This is a genomic window from Microcystis wesenbergii NRERC-220, assembly GCF_032027425.1.
In the GTDB taxonomy this organism is placed as follows: domain Bacteria; phylum Cyanobacteriota; class Cyanobacteriia; order Cyanobacteriales; family Microcystaceae; genus Microcystis; species Microcystis wesenbergii_A.
This window is the reverse complement of sequence record NZ_JAVSJA010000001.1, coordinates 3599244-3616892: the sequence shown is the minus strand read 5'-3', so window position 1 is coordinate 3616892 and position 17649 is coordinate 3599244. Positions and strand designations below refer to the sequence as shown.

General features: G+C 41.1%; 18 protein-coding genes. 9 read left to right on the top strand and 9 right to left on the bottom strand.

All coding sequences use genetic code 11. The features are described from left to right. The first annotated feature begins 44 nt into the window (after positions 1–44). Positions 45–2327 (top strand): single-stranded-DNA-specific exonuclease RecJ, encoded by a 2283-nt coding sequence (gene recJ, locus RAM70_RS17595; RefSeq protein ID WP_312674871.1) that lies wholly within the window; start codon positions 45–47, stop codon positions 2325–2327. A 118-nt stretch (positions 2328–2445) separates the two neighbouring features. On the opposite strand, the gene RAM70_RS17590 is transcribed toward recJ, so the two are convergent. Next, positions 2446–3393 (bottom strand): fused MFS/spermidine synthase, encoded by a 948-nt coding sequence (locus tag RAM70_RS17590; RefSeq protein ID WP_312674869.1) that lies wholly within the window; start codon positions 3391–3393, stop codon positions 2446–2448. 174 nt (positions 3394–3567) lie between these two features. On the opposite strand from RAM70_RS17590, the gene accA reads away from it, so the two are divergent. The 3 genes from accA to RAM70_RS17575 all read left to right on the top strand — a co-directional run bounded on the left by accA (position 3568) and on the right by RAM70_RS17575 (position 6274). Further along, entirely contained in the window at positions 3568–4557 is a 990-nt protein-coding gene (gene accA, locus RAM70_RS17585) for an acetyl-CoA carboxylase carboxyl transferase subunit alpha (protein ID WP_045358094.1), read from the top strand. Between the two features lie 81 nt (positions 4558–4638). Continuing rightward, on the top strand, positions 4639–5091 hold the full coding sequence (locus RAM70_RS17580) for a cobalamin biosynthesis protein (protein ID WP_312675948.1): 453 nt from the start codon (positions 4639–4641) through the stop codon (positions 5089–5091). A 7-nt stretch (positions 5092–5098) separates the two neighbouring features. After that, positions 5099–6274: a lipid-A-disaccharide synthase-related protein gene (locus RAM70_RS17575; protein WP_312674867.1), complete on the top strand. Its 1176-nt coding sequence runs from the start codon at positions 5099–5101 to the stop codon at positions 6272–6274. 144 nt (positions 6275–6418) lie between these two features. Here RAM70_RS17575 and RAM70_RS17570 read toward each other — a convergent pair whose 3' ends face one another. Further along, positions 6419–7267 carry an alpha/beta fold hydrolase gene (locus RAM70_RS17570; protein WP_312674865.1) on the bottom strand — a complete coding sequence of 283 codons (849 nt, stop codon included), beginning with the start codon at positions 7265–7267 and terminating at the stop codon, positions 6419–6421. 58 nt (positions 7268–7325) lie between these two features. Between RAM70_RS17570 and RAM70_RS17565 the strand changes: the two genes are divergently transcribed. Continuing rightward, positions 7326–8219, top strand: coding sequence for an alpha/beta fold hydrolase (locus RAM70_RS17565; RefSeq protein WP_045358086.1), 894 nt, complete (start codon positions 7326–7328; stop codon positions 8217–8219). A 16-nt stretch (positions 8220–8235) separates the two neighbouring features. Here the strand turns inward: RAM70_RS17565 and aroH are convergent, their stop codons facing one another. Together aroH and sppA are read right to left on the bottom strand one after the other, a co-directional pair. Next, positions 8236–8637 (bottom strand): chorismate mutase, encoded by a 402-nt coding sequence (gene aroH / locus RAM70_RS17560; protein WP_045358083.1) that lies wholly within the window; start codon positions 8635–8637, stop codon positions 8236–8238. Between the two features lie 68 nt (positions 8638–8705). Continuing rightward, the gene (gene sppA / locus RAM70_RS17555) at positions 8706–9527 is read right to left on the bottom strand and encodes a signal peptide peptidase SppA (RefSeq protein WP_045358082.1); all 822 of its coding nucleotides are present in this window, start codon (positions 9525–9527) and stop codon (positions 8706–8708) included. Positions 9528–9693: 166 nt separating this feature from the next. On the opposite strand from sppA, the gene RAM70_RS17550 reads away from it, so the two are divergent. The 3 genes from RAM70_RS17550 to RAM70_RS17540 are packed head-to-tail and all read left to right on the top strand — an operon-like array spanning position 9694 to position 12010. Continuing rightward, positions 9694–9957, top strand: coding sequence for a DUF4160 domain-containing protein (locus RAM70_RS17550; RefSeq protein ID WP_238567766.1), 264 nt, complete (start codon positions 9694–9696; stop codon positions 9955–9957). Positions 9958–9968: 11 nt separating this feature from the next. Further along, positions 9969–10931 carry a DUF2442 domain-containing protein gene (locus RAM70_RS17545; protein WP_228009518.1) on the top strand — a complete coding sequence of 321 codons (963 nt, stop codon included), beginning with the start codon at positions 9969–9971 and terminating at the stop codon, positions 10929–10931. Further along, a complete protein-coding gene (locus tag RAM70_RS17540; protein WP_045358080.1) occupies positions 10931–12010 on the top strand; it encodes a hypothetical protein in 1080 nt (359 codons plus the stop codon). The genes RAM70_RS17545 and RAM70_RS17540 overlap by 1 nt, the downstream gene beginning before the upstream one ends. Before the next feature lie 66 nt (positions 12011–12076). On the opposite strand, the gene ligA is transcribed toward RAM70_RS17540, so the two are convergent. The 4 genes from ligA to RAM70_RS17520 form a co-directional block, all read right to left on the bottom strand. Further along, positions 12077–14086 carry an NAD-dependent DNA ligase LigA gene (ligA, locus tag RAM70_RS17535; protein WP_045358079.1) on the bottom strand — a complete coding sequence of 670 codons (2010 nt, stop codon included), beginning with the start codon at positions 14084–14086 and terminating at the stop codon, positions 12077–12079. Between the two features lie 14 nt (positions 14087–14100). After that, positions 14101–14667, bottom strand: a complete 567-nt coding sequence (locus tag RAM70_RS17530; RefSeq protein ID WP_312674857.1) for a Uma2 family endonuclease — start codon at positions 14665–14667, stop codon at positions 14101–14103. Between the two features lie 23 nt (positions 14668–14690). Then, positions 14691–15254, bottom strand: a complete 564-nt coding sequence (locus tag RAM70_RS17525) for a Uma2 family endonuclease (RefSeq protein ID WP_312674856.1) — start codon at positions 15252–15254, stop codon at positions 14691–14693. A 155-nt stretch (positions 15255–15409) separates the two neighbouring features. Next, positions 15410–16732, bottom strand: coding sequence for an aminopeptidase P N-terminal domain-containing protein (locus RAM70_RS17520; RefSeq protein WP_312674855.1), 1323 nt, complete (start codon positions 16730–16732; stop codon positions 15410–15412). A 61-nt stretch (positions 16733–16793) separates the two neighbouring features. Here RAM70_RS17520 and RAM70_RS17515 point away from each other — a divergent pair, with 61 nt between their 5' ends. After that, positions 16794–17267, top strand: coding sequence for a hypothetical protein (locus RAM70_RS17515; RefSeq protein WP_312674854.1), 474 nt, complete (start codon positions 16794–16796; stop codon positions 17265–17267). On the opposite strand, the gene RAM70_RS17510 is transcribed toward RAM70_RS17515, so the two are convergent. Beyond that, the gene (locus tag RAM70_RS17510; RefSeq protein ID WP_288000735.1) at positions 17207–17446 is read right to left on the bottom strand and encodes a hypothetical protein; all 240 of its coding nucleotides are present in this window, start codon (positions 17444–17446) and stop codon (positions 17207–17209) included. The genes RAM70_RS17515 and RAM70_RS17510 overlap by 61 nt on opposite strands. Positions 17447–17649 lie beyond the last annotated feature (203 nt).

Here is a 17649-nt window from a genome sequence, read left to right as displayed (position 1 = left end):
TTGACTGTCACCTTTTTTCCTTTTTACTTTTTCCTTGATATCCCGTGTCTAACTGGCAAATTCCCCCATCGGTAGAGCTTCCCCAAGAGTTTTTAAAAATAGTCCAAGACTACACCCCAGAGTCGGATGGCAGCGTCGTGGCACAAATATTATGGCATCGCGGTGTCCGGGATGTGGTGACTCTGCGGACGTTTCTGGATGAGAAAGCTTATCAGTCAAAAACTCCCTTTGATTTTGGGCAAGAAATGAACTTCGCCGTCAAAAGACTGGAAAAAGCCCTAAATAAAGGTGAAAAAGTGACTATTTGGGGTGATTTCGATGCCGATGGTGTCACCGCTACCAGTGTCCTTTGGGAAGGATTGGGGCAGTTTTTCCCACCCTATCAACAGTTAGATTATTACATACCCGATCGCCAAAAAGAATCCCACGGACTCAATTCTCCTGGTATCGAGAAACTAGCGCGTCAAGGAACCAGTTTAATCGTCACCTGTGACACGGGAAGCACGAATATCGCCGAAATTGACTATGCAAAAAGTTTAGGCATCGATATTATCATCACCGATCATCATACCCTACCCGACGAGCGCCCCGAGGTGATTGCCCTGATTAATCCCCGCTACTTTGTGGAAACCCATCCTTTCTATCATCTTTCTGGGGTTGCCGTTGCTTATAAATTAGTGGAAGCGATGTATTTAACCCTGGCAGATATTCCCAGAAAACCCCTAGAAAATTTACTGGATTTAGTTGCGATTGGTTTAATTGCCGATTTAGTCAAATTGACGGGAGAATGTCGTTATTTAGCTCAAAAAGGTATGCAAAAACTGCAAAATACTCAGCGTTTAGGAGTTAAAAAATTACTCGATTTATGTAACAAAACCGGAGATAGACCGATGGATATATCCTTCGGTATTGGACCGCGCATTAATGCCGTCAGTCGCATTTATGGCGATGCCAGATTTTGTGTGGAATTACTTACCAGTGAAGATGAAAAACGTTGTCAAGAATTAGCTGAACAAGCGGAATTAGCCAATATTCGTCGCCAAGAAATCCAACGGGATATTATTAAACAAGTTCAGAAAAAACTAGAAAGAATTGATCTTTCCACCACTAATGTAATTATTTTAGATGATCCCCAATGGATGGCGGGAATTTTAGGATTAGTTGCGGGAAAAATTGCCCAAGAATACCAGCGACCGACAATTTTATTAAGTACCAGTGAACCACCTTTTGCTAAGGGTTCCGCTCGGTCAATTCGCGAGATCGATCTTTATCAATTAGTATCCTCTCAATCCCATCTTTTACATCGTTTTGGTGGTCATCCTTTGGCCGCAGGTTTAAGTTTAACCATAGAAAATTTACCCCTATTTATTGAGGGAATTAATCAACAATTGCGACGCACAGGAATTGATTTAACTTCCCTTTCTTCCCAGATAGAAGTGGATGCGGTGGTGACGGTTTCCCAATTGGGAAAAAGTCTATTTAGAGAATTAAAATTACTGGAACCCTGCGGGATGGGTAATCCGACACCGAAGCTATTAATTCAAAATTGTTATTTTCACAATCTTTGGCATAAAAATCTTGAAGATTTCAAAGGCAGAAAAATCGCTTATCCCCGGACAACTTTTGAGATCTGGGATAGTTCAATCGAGCAGGGTTTCCCCGGTATGTGGTGGGGTCATCACAAAGATGAAATTGCTGCCGATACCCGTTATGATGCCGTAGTTGAATTAGATTTTAATACCTACAAAAATCGCTATGAAGTGCGCTTAATTGCCCTGCAACCCTATCAACAAGAATCCCTAACCTATAGCAATAAAAAAGATTTTTTAATCGACAATCGCCATCGAGAAATTAGTCAAGAAGTTAGCAAATTAAATCCCCTTTTTCTCTGGGAATGTCCCCGGGATTGGACAAAACTTTCCCGGGAATATCAACAGGCAATTTTACGCGATAAAAAGTTAGTTCTTGCCTATGCTAGTCCTTTAAAAAAATCCGCTCACACCCCATGGATAAACCTTGTTGGGATCGGGAAATATTTAGCTAGAACTAAAACCAGTATTTCCCGTCAACAATTACAAAACCGCTTAAACCTCAGTTATCATACCCTAGAATTAGGATTAATTTCCCTAGCAGAAAATGGCTTTAAAGTCAAGAAAAATCAAGAAAATTTATCCTTTGAATTAGTCAATCATGAGGCGAAAATTAATAAGATTGAGCAATTTCTAGAAGCGGTGGCCCTAGAGAACTTTCTCCAGCAATACTTTGCTACTGTTCCCCTAGAAATACTGCAAGCAATTCTCAATCATGAAGACTCGATCGATTTCTAGTTATAACCCTTATTTACTGATAGCTGATAACTGATAACTGATAACTGATAACTGATAACTGATAACTGATAACTGATAACTGATAACTGATAACTGATAACTGATAACTGATAACTGATTACTGATAACTGATTACTCCTTGACCGAAGAATTTCGGGGGTTTTGCCAGGGTATAAACTTCCGTATTTTGTGCGATTGCTTGACGAATATAGAGAGGAGTTTGTAACATTCCTAGTAAACTCATGCCATCAATTAAACGTAATCCTCCCGTAGTTGTATCGCTGATTAATTCATCTACCACGTCCGGATCGGGACGAGTATTTAAAGGATGATTAGCACAGAGGGTAAAACCCCAAGGGGAACCATAACTAGGAGTGGGAGCGCAATAGGAATGAACGTAGGGAAAAACTGCTTTTAAAGTATTCACCAAACGCGCATGATACATCACCGAAGGAGGAGAAACCGGGCCAGATTGGACAACCACAATGCCATTTTCTGCCAAAACTCTTTGTAGTTTTTCAAAGTATTCTTTCGTGAATAGGGGGAAAGAAGGACCCTCTTCGATGGGATCAACTAGATCGGAGATAATAATATCCCATTTATCGTTAGTAGTGTCTAAAACTTCTAAAGCATCGGCCACAACTAACTGAAAACGAGGATCATCAAAAGTGCCTTGGTGCATTTCGGGAAGATGTTCCTTACAAGCTGCCACCACATCCCCATCGATATCGATCATCATCACTTTTTCGATTGTTTTCCAACGCAATAACTCCCGCGTTGTCGCACCTTCACCACCTCCCAGAATTAAAGCAGTTTTTGGTTCTTGGTGGGCAATCATTGCCGGTTGCACTAATGCTTCATGATAAATAAATTCATCCCCCGTACAAGATTGCCATTTCCCATCCAGTACCAAGGCTTTTCCATAGGCCCCCGATTCAACAATATACATCTCCTGAAAAGCGGTTTTTTTGTAGGCTAAAATCCGCGAAACCCCATGACTATAAATGTCCCAGGGGGTAATATATTCGTTAACCCATAGATCCGCTTTTAGTTCACTTCCTGCCATAACTAATCCTCCTTGGGGTGAAAAAGGCACAATCTATTATTATACGACAATTGACAAATTTCGATCGATAACCTGAAATTATCTCCGGGTAATCCCGAAGCTGCCGATAATCGATCGCTGAAAAACGGTAAGCTAGAAAAGATTAGCTCCAAGTAAACTTCTAGCCACTAACCTATGACTAAAAACGAGACTACCGAGAAAAAGATTTTTCTCCTAGATTTTGAGAAACCCCTCTACGAATTAGAATCCCGCATCGAACAGATTAAAGAATTAGCCCAAGAAAATAGCGTGGATGTCTCGGAACAAATTAGTCAACTAGACGAACGAGCTAATCAATTACGTCGTGAAATTTTTAGCAATCTCACCCCTTCCCAAAGGCTACAATTAGCCCGTCATCCCCGGCGCCCCAGTACCCTAGATTATATTCAAGCCATCACCGATGAATGGTTCGAGTTACACGGTGATCGCGGTGGTTACGACGATCCCGCCCTTGTGGGTGGTGTTGCCCGTTTTAACGGTCGTCCCGTGGTGATTATCGGACATCAAAAAGGCCGGGATACTAAGGATAATGTGGCTAGAAATTTCGGCATGGCTGCCCCCGGCGGTTATCGTAAAGCCATGCGTTTAATGGAACACGCCCATCAGTTTAATCAGCCAATTTTAACCTTTATTGACACCCCCGGCGCCTGGGCGGGGGTGGAAGCGGAAAAATTAGGTCAAGGAGAAGCGATCGCCTATAATCTTCGGGAAATGTTCCGTTTAGATGTGCCGATCATTTGTACTGTTATTGGTGAAGGTGGTTCCGGCGGTGCTTTGGGCATTGGGGTCGGCGATCGCCTGTTAATGTTAGAGCATTCTGTCTATACCGTGGCGACTCCCGAAGCTTGTGCCGCCATTCTCTGGAAAGATGCCAAAAAATCCGATAAAGCGGCAGTTGCCCTCAAAATTACCTCAAAAGATTTAAAAGAGTTAAATATTATCGATCAGATCGTTCCTGAACCCTCCAGAGGGGCCCATGCTGATCCGATTAAAGCGGCAGCCAATTTAAAAGCCACTATTAGTGAAAATTTAGAGGCTTTATCTTTGTTAACTCCCCAACAACGGCGCGAATCTCGTTATCAAAAATTCCGCAATTTAGGCGTATTTTTAGAAGCTACAGCTTAATCAGTCAGCAGTGATCAGTTTCTTTTGTAGATTTGCTAGGCTTCAGCTTAAGTTTGAGGGTTGCACCCACAAAGCTATAATATTGATGGCAGGTTCAAGGACAAACCAGATGAAACGGCTCCTTCCCCAGCAAAAGTGCAATGGCATGGACGAGTATTATGGCTAGGCATAGGTTGCATCCGTGGCACGGAGAAAGCAGTCATAGATAGGGCAATTAGGGCTGTTTTTGAGCGTTATCACCTCTCTTTAGCCGCTATTGCCGGTATCGCCACCCTTGACATCAAAGCTGATGAACGGGGTTTAATTGCCTACTGTCAAGAGAAAGGATTGCCCCTAAAAACTTTTACTGCCCAGGAGTTGAGAGATATTAAGGTCCCCAATCCCTCGGCTATTGTCAACGAGGACATGGGAACTCCTAGCGTCGCCGAAGCTGCCGCTTTAAAAATGGGCGAGACTTTGCTAGTCAGCAAGCAAATAGAAGCAAAATCGGTGACGGTGGCGGTTTCTTTGGCAGCAAGGGAATATAGAGGATAGCCAATCAATGCTTAAACAGGTTTTATTTCTTAGTAATGGTCATGGCGAGGATTTAAATGCTAGTTTAATTGTGGGAGAATTACAAAAAATTCAGCCCCAATTATCTATAGCTGCTTTGCCTTTAGTGGGAGAGGGAAAAGCTTATCAAAAATTGCCAGTACCTATTATTGCCCCCACTGCCACTATGCCCTCGGGGGGAATTATTTATACCAATCCTTTTAATTGGATTAAGGATATTGGGGCGGGATTAATCGGTCTAACTATTAAACAAATTCAGGCAGCTTTTAAAGTTAGCAAGGATTGTGATTTATTGATAGCAGTGGGGGATATCGTACCGATTGCGATCGCTCGCTTAACCAGTCGTCCTTTTGTGGCTTTTATTGTTTCTACTTCCAGTTATTACGAAGGTACAATTAAATTACCTTTACTGACAGAATTATGTTTGAGATCAGACAAGTGTTTGAGGGTTTTCACTAGGGATAAATATACAGCAACAGATCTACAAAATCGGGGTATTAAAAAAGCGATTTTTGCTGGTTATCCGATTATGGATGTCTTAACACCAACGGGTAAAGATTTAGAATTGGATAGTCAAATTCCCATGATTGCTTTATTAGCGGGGAGTCGTTTACCCGAAGCTTTAAGTAATTTAGCTTTACAGTTACAAGTCTGTGAGGAAATAGTTAAAATTAAACCGATGCAGTTTCGGGCTGCTATCGTTCCTAGCATCAGAGAAACCGACTTAGAAAATTTAGCTAAACAAGAGGGATGGCATTATTTAGGAGCGGGAAAATTAGAGAAAAATGGGGCTAAGGTGTGCTGTTATCGTGATGCTTTTGCCGATATTCTACACCATTGTGACGCTTGTTTAGCCATGGCAGGGACAGCAGTAGAACAAGCGGTAGGATTAGGAAAACCCGTCCTACAAATACCCGGATTTGGTCCCCAATTTACCTACCCTTTTGCTGAGGCACAAATGCGCTTATTAGGGGAATCGGTGATAACTATTGGAAAGAAACCCACGGAGGTAAATTTATTTAAAAATGCTGCGGTTAAAATTATCGATATTTTGGCAGATTCTCGTTATTTACACAGATGTTTAGAGAATGGCAAAATTAGAGTGGGAGAGTCTGGAGGTAGCAGGAATATTGCCGAAGAAATTTATATAAACTTAGGGTGTTAAGTAGCTGGTTATAATTAAATTAAAAATGGATTTTAGGTTCGATCCCCTCTGCCCCCCTTGATAAGGGGGGTATCTGAAAGTTTTTAATACCTACCTACTTAGGGCAGCGTAATCCAGCTTAAAATTAGCTCAATTACCTTCTAATTAACCATCGTCATTTTCGCGAACAGATAAAAATTCCCCTACTGCTTGATTAAAAGTTTCAGGTTCCCCTAAAAATGCCCAATGATTACCCGGTATCTTTTTAATCTCTAGAGACGTTAAATACTTTTTATAGGATTGAATTTGCCAAGCAGTGCGATTTAATCCCTGTTGGGGAAGGATTAATAAACTGGGAATATCTAAAGTTTTAGTTAATCCAGCAAACCCCATGACATCCTCAAAAATTTCCCCGCGTGCTGATAAAGTAAATTTACTGCTCCAACTGCCATCAGCTTTTTGTTCGATGGCATTTTTAAACACCTCTTGCTGTAAATTTGACCAACCTTTATATTGTTTTAATTGACGAGCGATCGCTTCTATGCTCTGATAACTATCAAAGGAACGAGTAATCTTTAAAAATGGCAAAACTTGATAGAGAATTGGAAAAGTTATCCTCATCCAACTAGGCATTTTATCGATAAAAAAGGGATCGACTAAAATTAAACTCTTAAATACTTCCGGCTGTTGAGTTGCCCAAATTGCCGCTATTTTAGCACTCCAAGAATGACCTAAAATATGTGCTTGCCTCCAACCTAAATGATTAATTAAAGCCCTTAAATCGCCGATATAATCCTGAAAGTGATAACCAGTTGCCGGTTTATCGCTTTCCCCATGTCCCCGCAAATCTGGGGCAATAACTTGATAATTTGAGCTTAAATAATCGCCCAAACTTGACCAAACCAAAGCATGATCCGCCATGCCGTGCAATAATAATAGAGGCATACCTCGATCGCTCCATTGTAAATAGGAAATTGCCATCGAGTTATTGGTAAAAGTCTGGCGTTGTGGCATAAATTCTCGGCTGATTTTTACTCTATAATTTAAATATCACTTAATAAAACTTCATACAATGGCACTACAATCGCCGCTCACTGCCACTAGCTTAGAGCAATTGTCTTGGACATGGCAAGGTCACACCATCCCCTACACTGTGCGGGGAGAAGGACAACCCCTAGTCTTAATTCACGGTTTTGGGGCATCTATCGGTCATTGGCGCAAAAATATCCCCGTTTTAGCGGAAAATGGCTATCAAGTCTATGCCCTAGATCTTTTGGGATTTGGGGGTGCGGATAAGCCCGCTTTAGATTATAGTCTCGACCTTTGGCAGCGGCAAATACAAGACTTTTGGCGGGAAAAAATCGCAAAACCGACGGTATTTATCGGTAATTCTATCGGGGGACTGATTACCTTAATGCTGATGGCAGAATCTCCCGAAATCACTGCCGGAGGAGTAATTATCAACTGTGCTGGAGGATTAAACCATCGTCCCGAAGAATTAAATTTTCCGCTGCGTTTAATCATGGCTGCCTTTACCGGTTTAGTTAGTTCTCCCGTGACAGGAAAGTTTATTTTTGAACAGGTAAGGCAAAAAAATCGCATCCGTAACACCTTAAAACAAGTTTATCGCGACCATACCGCGATTACCGAGGAATTAGTCGAAATTCTCTATCAACCCTCCTGTGATGCGGGTGCGTGGGGAGTGTTTGCATCGGTGTTGACAGCACCCCCCGGACCATCTCCCCAGGAATTATTACCGCCAATCGATCGCCCTTTATTGGTACTCTGGGGAGAGGATGACCCTTGGACACCGATCGCTGGTTCGGTAATTTACCAAGAAAGAGCCAAAATGGGAAATAATACCCAATTTTATCCGATTGCCAAAGCTGGTCACTGTCCCCACGATGAACATCCCGAAAAAGTTAATCAATTAATTTTGAGTTGGCTGTCGGAAATGGGGATTTAGTCAGTTATCGAAGATTTTAGCGATTAATAGTTACTGGAGAAATCTGCCAATCGGGGCGAAGATTTTTCGCCCCCCGGAGATAGACGTGCTGCATTTCCCCTTGTAGTTTGGGAGTATTAACGTGGAGAATTACGCGAATACACTTGTCGAGACTACCAGCGACCTGCATCTGTTGCACATCGAGGAGGGGGACATTTTGCCAATGGGGACGTTCGCGAGCGATAGCGGCGGGGAAAATCACGTCTAAATCCTGAGTTGCCGTAAAGATAACACTAACAATATCATCGGGATCGAGACTATTGTGGATTTCGATCGCTTCGAGGAGTTCTGTTACTGCTTCTCGTATAGCTTCAATAGTATTAGCCGTTACTGTCGTTGCTCCCCGAATGGCTCGAACCTTCCACTGCACGATTGTCATCCTCCGCTAATCCTGATGAGTCAATTTTAGGGGTTAACGCGCCCTTTTTCTCGACTTTAATCTGGTCATCAGGGTCGGTATAACCACAATAGTTGTCCGTTAACTTCTAATTCAAATTCTAGACGCTGTAGGGTTTTTTGTAATCCTGGGGGTATTTGGGAACGATTGCCCGTCAGACGACTGAGGAGGGGTTTCGGTTCTTCGATAGTCTGACATTTAGTTTTATCTGGGGGTAATCCTGCCAATTCTAGCGCCCAAAGTCGGGCATCTTCCTCGGTTCCCAAGCGATCAACCACTCCTAATTCTAACGCCTGTTGACCGGTAAAAATGCGCCCATCGGCAAAACTTTTCACCTGATTGACATCTAAATTTCTCCCTCTGGCGACGGTTTGCAGAAATTGCTGATAACTGGTATCGATCATATCCTGGAGAATTCTTTCTTCTTCATCAGTTAATTCTCGATCGAAGGAGAGAATATCTTTATAAGGGCCCGATTTAATCACTTTAAACGAAACTCCCACCTTATCCAACAATCTTTCCAGATTGTTCCCTCTCAGGATAACACCGATCGAGCCGGTAATCGTGCCGGGGTTAGCCATAATATAATTAGCCCCCATACCGATATAAACGCCGCCAGAGGCGGAAATATTGCCAAAACTAGCGATTATTTTCGTGGTTTTTTGTAACCGCTTCAATGCTTCGTAAATTTCTTGGGAATCCCCCACGGTTCCCCCGGGGGAGTCAATGCGGAGAAGTAGGGCGGGATATTGCCTTTCTTTGACGATTTCTAGGGCTTTTAAGACTCTTTTGCGGGTATCGGAGGCAATTGCACCTGTAATTTCTATTCGAGCGATTTGTTTGCGGGTTTTCGGTTTAAAAGGCCAGACCATCAGGTTTAAATATCTCTCAAAAAAGGACTCTTTCTAATCTAACGCTTTGATCGTTCTAGGTTAAGCAGACATTATATTTCAGAATTTAAGGACAAAATGTCTGGTTAAGTGTATAATAGCATTAAGTGACCAGAGTTGAGGTAGGCGAGGTGAACATTTGGGCAAGGTGGAATCCTTTAATTTAGATGGCTTAGATCTGTTTTTCAATTCTCACGATCATTGGCCACCTCATTTTCATGTTCGTAAACCGGGCCAATGGGAAATTAGAGTTTTTTTCTTACTTTGTAATCAAGAAAATGGTCTAAATTTTCAGGTGAAATGGCCCGCCAATGCCAAAATATCTAGTAAGGAAAAAAAGCAAATACTCGACCACGTTTTAGCCAATCGTTCTGCGCTCCTGATTGAATGGGAGGTAAAAGTCTGTACCTAGGGGAATTAATCATGTTAAACAAGCCAGAAATTACTGTTATAATTGAAGATAAAGAAATTTATAATTTCTTGCCAGAGTTTCAATCTGTGCAGATTCTTTCTTTACCAGATTTAAAGAATATTGATTCCTTAAAAAACATCTTTATTTGTACTTCTTTGACCAGTTTAAAAGCAGTGACAGATATTGCCAGAAATGCTAATGATAAACATCATCTGCGAGGTCTTTTTATCCGAGCAGACATTGATTCTATCTGGTTGCCGCAACTATTTAAACGGGCCAATTTACGCACCCTGCGAAATACCCTCGTTTATCGAGATTTTATTTTACCGACAAGGGTGATTAATGCTTGGAGTTGGGGAGCGCAAGAGCATTTAATCGCCACAGCTTTAGTTATTGGGGAAAGTTTATTAATCAGTCGCTGTGATCTCAATGAGCTAGAAATTCCCTTTGCATCTATGCCAGCTTTACAGCGTATTCCTCTAGAAGAAAGAGAGAAGTTTATTATAGCAGAAGATGGTAGTTATATTCATTGGCCAGTCGTGGACATTCATCTTGATATAGAGGCTTTTTTGAGTGTGATTGAACCAGTAGCAAAACAAAAGTTTGCAGCGATTAAATTAAAACATGATCAGATTTTTGGTCGAGCGATTGCCTCTTTACGCAAACAGCATCAACTGCGACAATCAGATATTATAGGAGTATCCGAGCGTCAAGTGAGACGCATTGAACAGGGAGAAGGAACAAAGGTAGAAACCCTTAATTTATTTGCCCAAGCTCACAAAATGGAACTTAATGATTATCTTGATGCTGTTGCTGGGTTAATCGATAATACTTCAGTAGATTTGGATAGTTTTACTCATCCAAATATCCCAGAAATAGATGATTTATTTAAACTTATGGGTACTGAAAATCCTGTTGAAGTAATAGAAAAAAAAGTTAACTCCGAATATATCAGTAGAGAGGAGTGTAACTAATGAAAGTTTTAATTGACCAAGATTTAATCACAGAAATATTGCTTAATCGTACAGGTAATAAATCATGTGAGTCGGGTAGGAAGCTTTGGGAGGTTATTAAAAGTCCCCATCAATCTCAAGAAATAATTTTTTATATAACTAGGCCGTGCGTTCAAAGGGTTTATACCCTGAGCAGTATGAGTTCATCAAAAGATGCTGATAAATTGATTAATCTTCTGGAGTCTAGATTTCATATCTGTGAAGGTTCACCTACTATTTTTCAGAATGCGCGTCAATACGATTCAGATATTGAATCAGCCATCGAAGTAGAGTGTGGTTTGGCCATACCAGTTGATGCAATTATTACTCAATCTCCCCAAAAATATGTCTTTACTAAACAAAATTTATCTCTTTGGTCGGTAAAAAACTTTATTACTCGTTATGAATGGAACCTTTTACTAAAACAAGAGCATAATAATTACAAACCCAAATACGAACAGCTAACTTTATCTCTAAGTTTAGAATTTCTAGTAGATAAACCTTCCTTATCAACTTATATGGTACGAAATTCAATTACTACAGTAATCGAAGCATTAAAAATAATTCAAACAAGTGGCTACAAAGGTATAACCAAAAAAGAACTTAAGCAAAAATTAGAACGAAGAGACACAACAATTAATAGTCTTATTTGGGATTTGGAAAATTTTGACATGATATTCATCAATCATGAGAAAAAAATCTTAGCGGCAAGAGAGCTTATAGGTAAAGGAGAAGATGATATTTCTCAATATTTATCATTCGCCCTCAAAAAACATATTCTTATACAAGAAATCTATAAAGAATTAGAAATTCATAAGTCAATAACCCCCTGGCGAGTAGAAGAAATTATTGCTAGTATCTGTACTTCTACTTCTGGTAAACGACCCAAAGATAAAACCCTTAGAGATTATCGTTCTAGGGTGATTTCTTGGCTTACTTTTACTCGATTGCTAGAAAAGGGAAGATATAATACATTAACTATACCACGAGATAAAAGCTCTCATAAGATTAACTCCTCTATAGAATATAAACAATTACATTTGCCTCTAAATGGTATGTAAAATTATTTAACTTTGCTTCTGTAATATTTTCTCAGAACAAGTCTTTTTAACGTCAAATAATTATATTTAATCCTCGATTAATTCGAGTAATTGTGCTTCGGTTAGCTGAGTAATGCCCAATTCTAGGGCTTTTTCTAGCTTAGAACCCGCCGCTTCTCCTAGCACTAAATAATCAGTTTTTTTGCTGACAGAACCCGTCACTTTCCCCCCAGCTTTTTCGATTAATTCTTTCGCTTCCTCCCGTTTAAGAGTTGGTAAAGTGCCAGTAATCACAAAGGTTTTCCCTGCTAAAGTCGCTTTAGTGGTGGTGGTTTTTGCTGCTGCGGCAAATTGTAAACCAGCAGCCTGTAATTTAGCGACTAAATCCCGATTAGCGGCGATTTTAAACCAATCATAGACCGATTGAGCGATTTCTTCACCGATACCATAGATAGAGGCTAAATTAGTCACGCTGGCGTTAGCTAACTCCTCCACAGTCCGAAAACTTTCCGCGAGAATTTTGGCGTTAACACTGCCCACATAGCGAATCCCTAGCCCATAAAGTACCCTCGACCAGCTTTGATTTTTGCTCTGAGCAATAGCTGTAATCAAATTTAAGGCTGATTTCTCGCCCATTCGGTCTAATTTGGCAATTTCCGTTTTTTCGAGGCTGTAGAGGTCAGAAATGGCGGTAACTAATCCCTGTTCAATCAGCAAAATTACCACTTTTTCCCCTAATCCCCGGATATCGAGAGCATCGCGACTGGCCCAATGTACTACACTTCCCCGCAAAATCGCCGGACAGGAACTATTGACACAGCGCGTCACCGCTTCCCCCACCGGACGGACTAGGGGAGATTGACATTCAGGGCAATTAGTGGGCATCTGGAAGGGGAAAGTCTGGCTAGGACGCAATTCTGGCAGGATTCTCACCACTTCCGGGATAATTTCCCCCGCTTTGCGGATAATTACCGTGTCACCGACGCGGATATCTAATTCGGCCACTCGATCGCTATTATGTAAAGTAGCCCTTTGTACGGTGGTTCCTGCTACCTGTACCGGTTCCATCACCGCCATGGGTGTAACCGCACCGGTGCGTCCCACGTTGACGATAATATCTTTAACTACCGTGGGGACTTCTTCGGCAGGATATTTTAAAGCGATTGCCCACCGGGGGAATTTTTGAGTGAATCCTAACCGATTTTGTCGCTGTAAATCGTTGATTTTGACTACGACACCATCGGTCATGTAGGCTAATTGATGACGTTTTTCTTGCCAATCTTGATAGTATTGCGCCACTTCTTGCAGGGATGGACAGAGTTGACGGTGGGGATTAACCAGAAATCCCATGGTTTCTAATCTATCTAAGGATTGCCATTGGGTAGTGATATGGTTATCGTCTAAATGCAGGGTATAGGCAAAAAATTGTAAGCGTCTTTTATCAACTATTTTCGGATCTAATTGTCGTAGGGTTCCCGCTGCCGCATTGCGGGGATTAGCAAAGAGAGATTCCCCTTTTTCTTCTCTTTCTTGATTGATTTTATCGAAGGTATCGAGGGGTAAAAAAGCTTCGCCGCGCACTTCCACAATTGCCGGGGGATTATCTATATTTAAGCGTAAAGGAATAGAGCGAATTGTCCGCACATTGGGGGTAATATCTTCGCCAGTGACTCCATCTCCTCTAGTAACACCTCTGACGAAAAAGCCATTTTCGTAGGTTAAAGCTAACGCAGAACCATCGATTTTTAATTCACACACATATTCCGTGTCTTGGGTTTCATTTACATATCTTTGCCAACGGTTGCCCCATTTATTTAATTCTTCGAGGTTAAAGGCATTTTCGAGACTATACAGGGGAATATTATGACGGACAGAAACGAATTGACTAGAGATTTTATCCCCGACTCTTTGGGTGGGACTATCGGGGGTGATTAATTGGGGATAACGCTTTTCTATGTCTTCTAATTCCCGATAAAGTTGATCATAAACGCTATCGGGTATAAAAGGATCATCAAGAACATAATAAGCATAACTGGCCCTTTGTAGTTCTGTTTTTAATTGTTGGCAGCGTTGTTGGATTTCTAAGGGGATAGTCATAATCGTTAATAATGCTACTGTGCAAAGACCATTTGAGGAGTTAATTTTAAATCGGGAAATGTTACCGATATTATTCTATCTTCGTTGTTAAATTCTGCCAGTTCATAAAATCCCGAAATCAGGGTTAAAACCGATATTTTTACAGCAATAGGATCGATAATCCAGTATTCAGGAATGCCTCTCACTGCGTATTCTGAACGCTTATAACGGTAGTCATCATCGGCATTACCGTGGCTAACAATTTCTACAACTAAGAGGGGAGGAAATTCAATCACTGCTGTGGTCATATTTCTAATCTCTTGACATTGTTCAGCAGTTAAAATCATTAAGTCTGGGATTCTCGATTTAGCTTTATCGGTGCGAATTCCTACAGTAGCGGGCATGACTTTCCAAGTTAGATTTAATCTTTTAATTTCTGCCATTAAATAATCATAAAGACAGGCAAGAATTAAAGCATGAAAGCCACTAGCGGGAGGCATGGAAATTAATTCTCCGTTAAATAATTCGTACTTATTATCTGTGGAGTCCTGATAATTTAAATATTCTGTAAAGGTATATATTTTTTGTTGGGTAGCAATCATAAAAGTCTCCAGCCGGGATTTTACTATTCAAAAACCATTTGAGGAGTTAATTGTAAATCGGGAAATGTCACCGATATTATCCTATCTTCCTGATTAAATTCTGCCAGTTCATAAAATCCAGAAATCAGGGTTAAAACCGATATTTTTAGGGCAATAGGATCGATAATCCAGTATTCAGGAATGCCTCTTACCGCATATTCTGAACGTTTATAACGGTAGTCATCATCGGCATTACCGGGGCTAACTATTTCTACAACTAAGAGGGGAGGAAATTCAATCACTGCTGTGGTCATATTTCTAATCTCTTGACATTGTTGGGCAGTTAAAATCATTAAGTCTGGGATTCTCGATTTAGCTTTATCAGTGCGAATTCCCACCGTAGCGGGCATAACTTGCCAGTCTAATTGTAGCCTCTCTATTTCCCTTTCTAACACCTTAAATATATATCTAAGTATCAAAGCATGAAAGCCACTAGCGGGAGGCATGGAAATTAATTCTCCGTTAAATAATTCGTATTTATTATCCGTGCAGTCCCGATAATTTAAATATTCTGTAAAAGTATATATTTTTTGTTGGGTAGCAACCATAATAATCTCTAGAAAAAACTTAATTGAATCTCCTTAAGGGGGGTAGGGTTGATTCATGAATCAACCCTACTATTAATCAACCCTACCATGAATCAACCCTACCATTAATCAACCCTAGGGTTAGGGGGGAACTGACAATTTTTAACACCTACCTTTTACTTAGATTCGATATCCTCAACTTTTTTGGGAACTGTTGCAGTTAAAACCTCATTTCCTGTGGCAGTAACTAACACATCATCTTCGATACGGATACCGATACCCCGCCATTTTTCCGGCACTTCCGGCTGTCCTTCAGCCGGTTTAATATCGGGGGCGATATAAATACCTGGTTCCACGGTTAAAACATGACCGGGCTGCAAAGTTTGCCAAGTTTCTTCGTTAACTTTATAACCTCCCGCATCATGGACATCTAATCCTAACCAATGACCGGTTCTGTGCATATAAAAAGGCTTATATTTTTCCTCTTTAATTATCTCATCAACGTCGCCGACCAATAGCCCTAAATCCACTAATCCCTCCACAATTGTCCTCACGGCTGTGTCATGAAAAAGATTATAAGGATTACCGGTTTTTACCACCTCAATCGCCTTTAATTGAGCTTCCAGAACAATTTCATAGATAATTTTTTGTTCGGGGGTAAATTTACCATTAACGGGAAAAGTGCGGGTAATATCACCGTTATAGTAATTGTAGGCACAACCGGCATCAATTAACACAAGCTCATTTTCTTGTACTTGACGATTATTGTTGATATAGTGCAGAATACAGGCATTAGCACCACTAGCAACAATAGAAGGATAAGCCGGACCCATACCCCCTTCTAGGCGAAAAGTATGCTCGATTTCCGCTTGAATTTGATACTCGTAGTGACCAACTTTGGTAAATTCTCTGGCCCGATTATGTGCCTGTGCTGAAATAGCGGTTGCTTGGCGAATATTGTCCAATTCGGCCGCAGTTTTCAGCAAGCGCAAAGGATGGAGAATAAAATTAGTATCCTCTAAAGCAGTCGGTCCGGTGCCGCGACGGGGAAAAGTGGCGATTAATTTTTGCCAGTGCTTTAGAACATTTGTATTAAAAGTTTTGTCCCGTCCGAGATGATAATAAATTCGGTCGGCTTTTTCGAGATATTGGGGTAATTTTTCGTCCAATTCTTCGATAGAATAGGCCTCATCAGCAGCAAAAATCTCCTTTGCTCCTTCCACACCGTGGAGATAGCCGGTCCAGGTTTCTTTTTCTGGGTCTTTTGGCTGCACGAACAGGATAAACTGATGTTCGGGGTGATGGGGTGCTAAAACCGCCACCGCCTCCGGTTCATTAAATCCTGTCAGGTAAAAAAAGTCACTATCCTGACGATAGGTGTATTCTACGTCATTGTGCATGACCACCATGGGCGCACTGCGAAAAATTGCGGTTCCATTGCCGATTTTTTCCATTACCTGCTGACGACGGTGTTGAAACTCTCTGCGATCGATGCCCATAGATATTCCTAAAAATGTCACAATAAGTCTTAGAGTCTATTATCGCTAATCTTTTTAATTTATGACCCCTGAAGAACCGGATTTTTCCCAAGATATCATCGAAAGGCGCGAGTTTACCCTAGCAGATTTTATCGCTCAAGAGGGGGCGGATTTCCTCAAAGGGGAATCTCCCGTACCTAAATTGGTGCAAGTTACCACAGAGATTAAACAATTTATTGCCGCTAATTTAGGGGATTCTTCGGGAGCTTTGCAGATAATTTTACAGCTTATCGTCGATGAAGAATTAACAAAAGTCAGTCAAAATTTAGATAATCCCGTTCAAGCTTTACAGTTAATCCTAGAAGAAATTTTAGACAATCAAGAATTACTCTATGAATTAGTACACCGAGTCGATGTGAAATGGGGACAATTATACGGAGAACGTCCCTATTTTCAACAACCCAATCAAAAACCTCACCCTGAAGACGAATACACTCACAATTCCGTCAGAGATAAGTTAGTCAGTTTATTAGCCAGATTAGAACCGAATAAGTAGGGTCTGCTGAATAAATCTAAAAACCTTGTTGGATAAGACTTTTGGACTTTTTTCCCCTCAAAAAGTGCCAGCCATTGCGGGGATCGGGGGGAAAATTCCAGGACTTTTTCCCTGAAAATTAGGTAGTTGACCACCTGAAAATCGATAAAACCCCACACCCCACACCCCACCCCCCCGATGTCGGGGGGGTTGGGGGGGCCACACCCTGCCCCCAGGAAAAGCTTTTTCAGCAAACCCTAAGTAGTAGAGCCTATAGCAGTTATGAGGAGACTCCGAGACGATGCCCTATCAAGACATACCTTATCTTTAGGAAAAACTCTGTATTTTAATTATTTCTTAATAAACAGAGACTAACAGGACTGACAAGGAGTATCTATCCCTA

Coding starts and splice junctions, on each gene's coding strand:
- RAM70_RS17590 (WP_312674869.1), bottom strand. CDS start 3,393: ATGGCAGGAAGTGAACTAAAAGCGGATCTATGGGTTAACGAATATATT.
- accA (WP_045358094.1), top strand. CDS start 3,568: ATGACTAAAAACGAGACTACCGAGAAAAAGATTTTTCTCCTAGATTTT.
- RAM70_RS17575 (WP_312674867.1), top strand. CDS start 5,099: ATGCTTAAACAGGTTTTATTTCTTAGTAATGGTCATGGCGAGGATTTA.
- RAM70_RS17570 (WP_312674865.1), bottom strand. CDS start 7,267: ATGCCACAACGCCAGACTTTTACCAATAACTCGATGGCAATTTCCTAT.
- RAM70_RS17565 (WP_045358086.1), top strand. CDS start 7,326: ATGGCACTACAATCGCCGCTCACTGCCACTAGCTTAGAGCAATTGTCT.
- aroH (WP_045358083.1), bottom strand. CDS start 8,637: ATGACAATCGTGCAGTGGAAGGTTCGAGCCATTCGGGGAGCAACGACA.
- sppA (WP_045358082.1), bottom strand. CDS start 9,527: ATGGTCTGGCCTTTTAAACCGAAAACCCGCAAACAAATCGCTCGAATA.
- RAM70_RS17545 (WP_228009518.1), top strand. CDS start 9,969: ATGTTAAACAAGCCAGAAATTACTGTTATAATTGAAGATAAAGAAATT.
- RAM70_RS17540 (WP_045358080.1), top strand. CDS start 10,931: ATGAAAGTTTTAATTGACCAAGATTTAATCACAGAAATATTGCTTAAT.
- ligA (WP_045358079.1), bottom strand. CDS start 14,086: ATGACTATCCCCTTAGAAATCCAACAACGCTGCCAACAATTAAAAACA.
- RAM70_RS17530 (WP_312674857.1), bottom strand. CDS start 14,667: ATGATTGCTACCCAACAAAAAATATATACCTTTACAGAATATTTAAAT.
- RAM70_RS17525 (WP_312674856.1), bottom strand. CDS start 15,254: ATGGTTGCTACCCAACAAAAAATATATACTTTTACAGAATATTTAAAT.
- RAM70_RS17520 (WP_312674855.1), bottom strand. CDS start 16,732: ATGGGCATCGATCGCAGAGAGTTTCAACACCGTCGTCAGCAGGTAATG.
- RAM70_RS17515 (WP_312674854.1), top strand. CDS start 16,794: ATGACCCCTGAAGAACCGGATTTTTCCCAAGATATCATCGAAAGGCGC.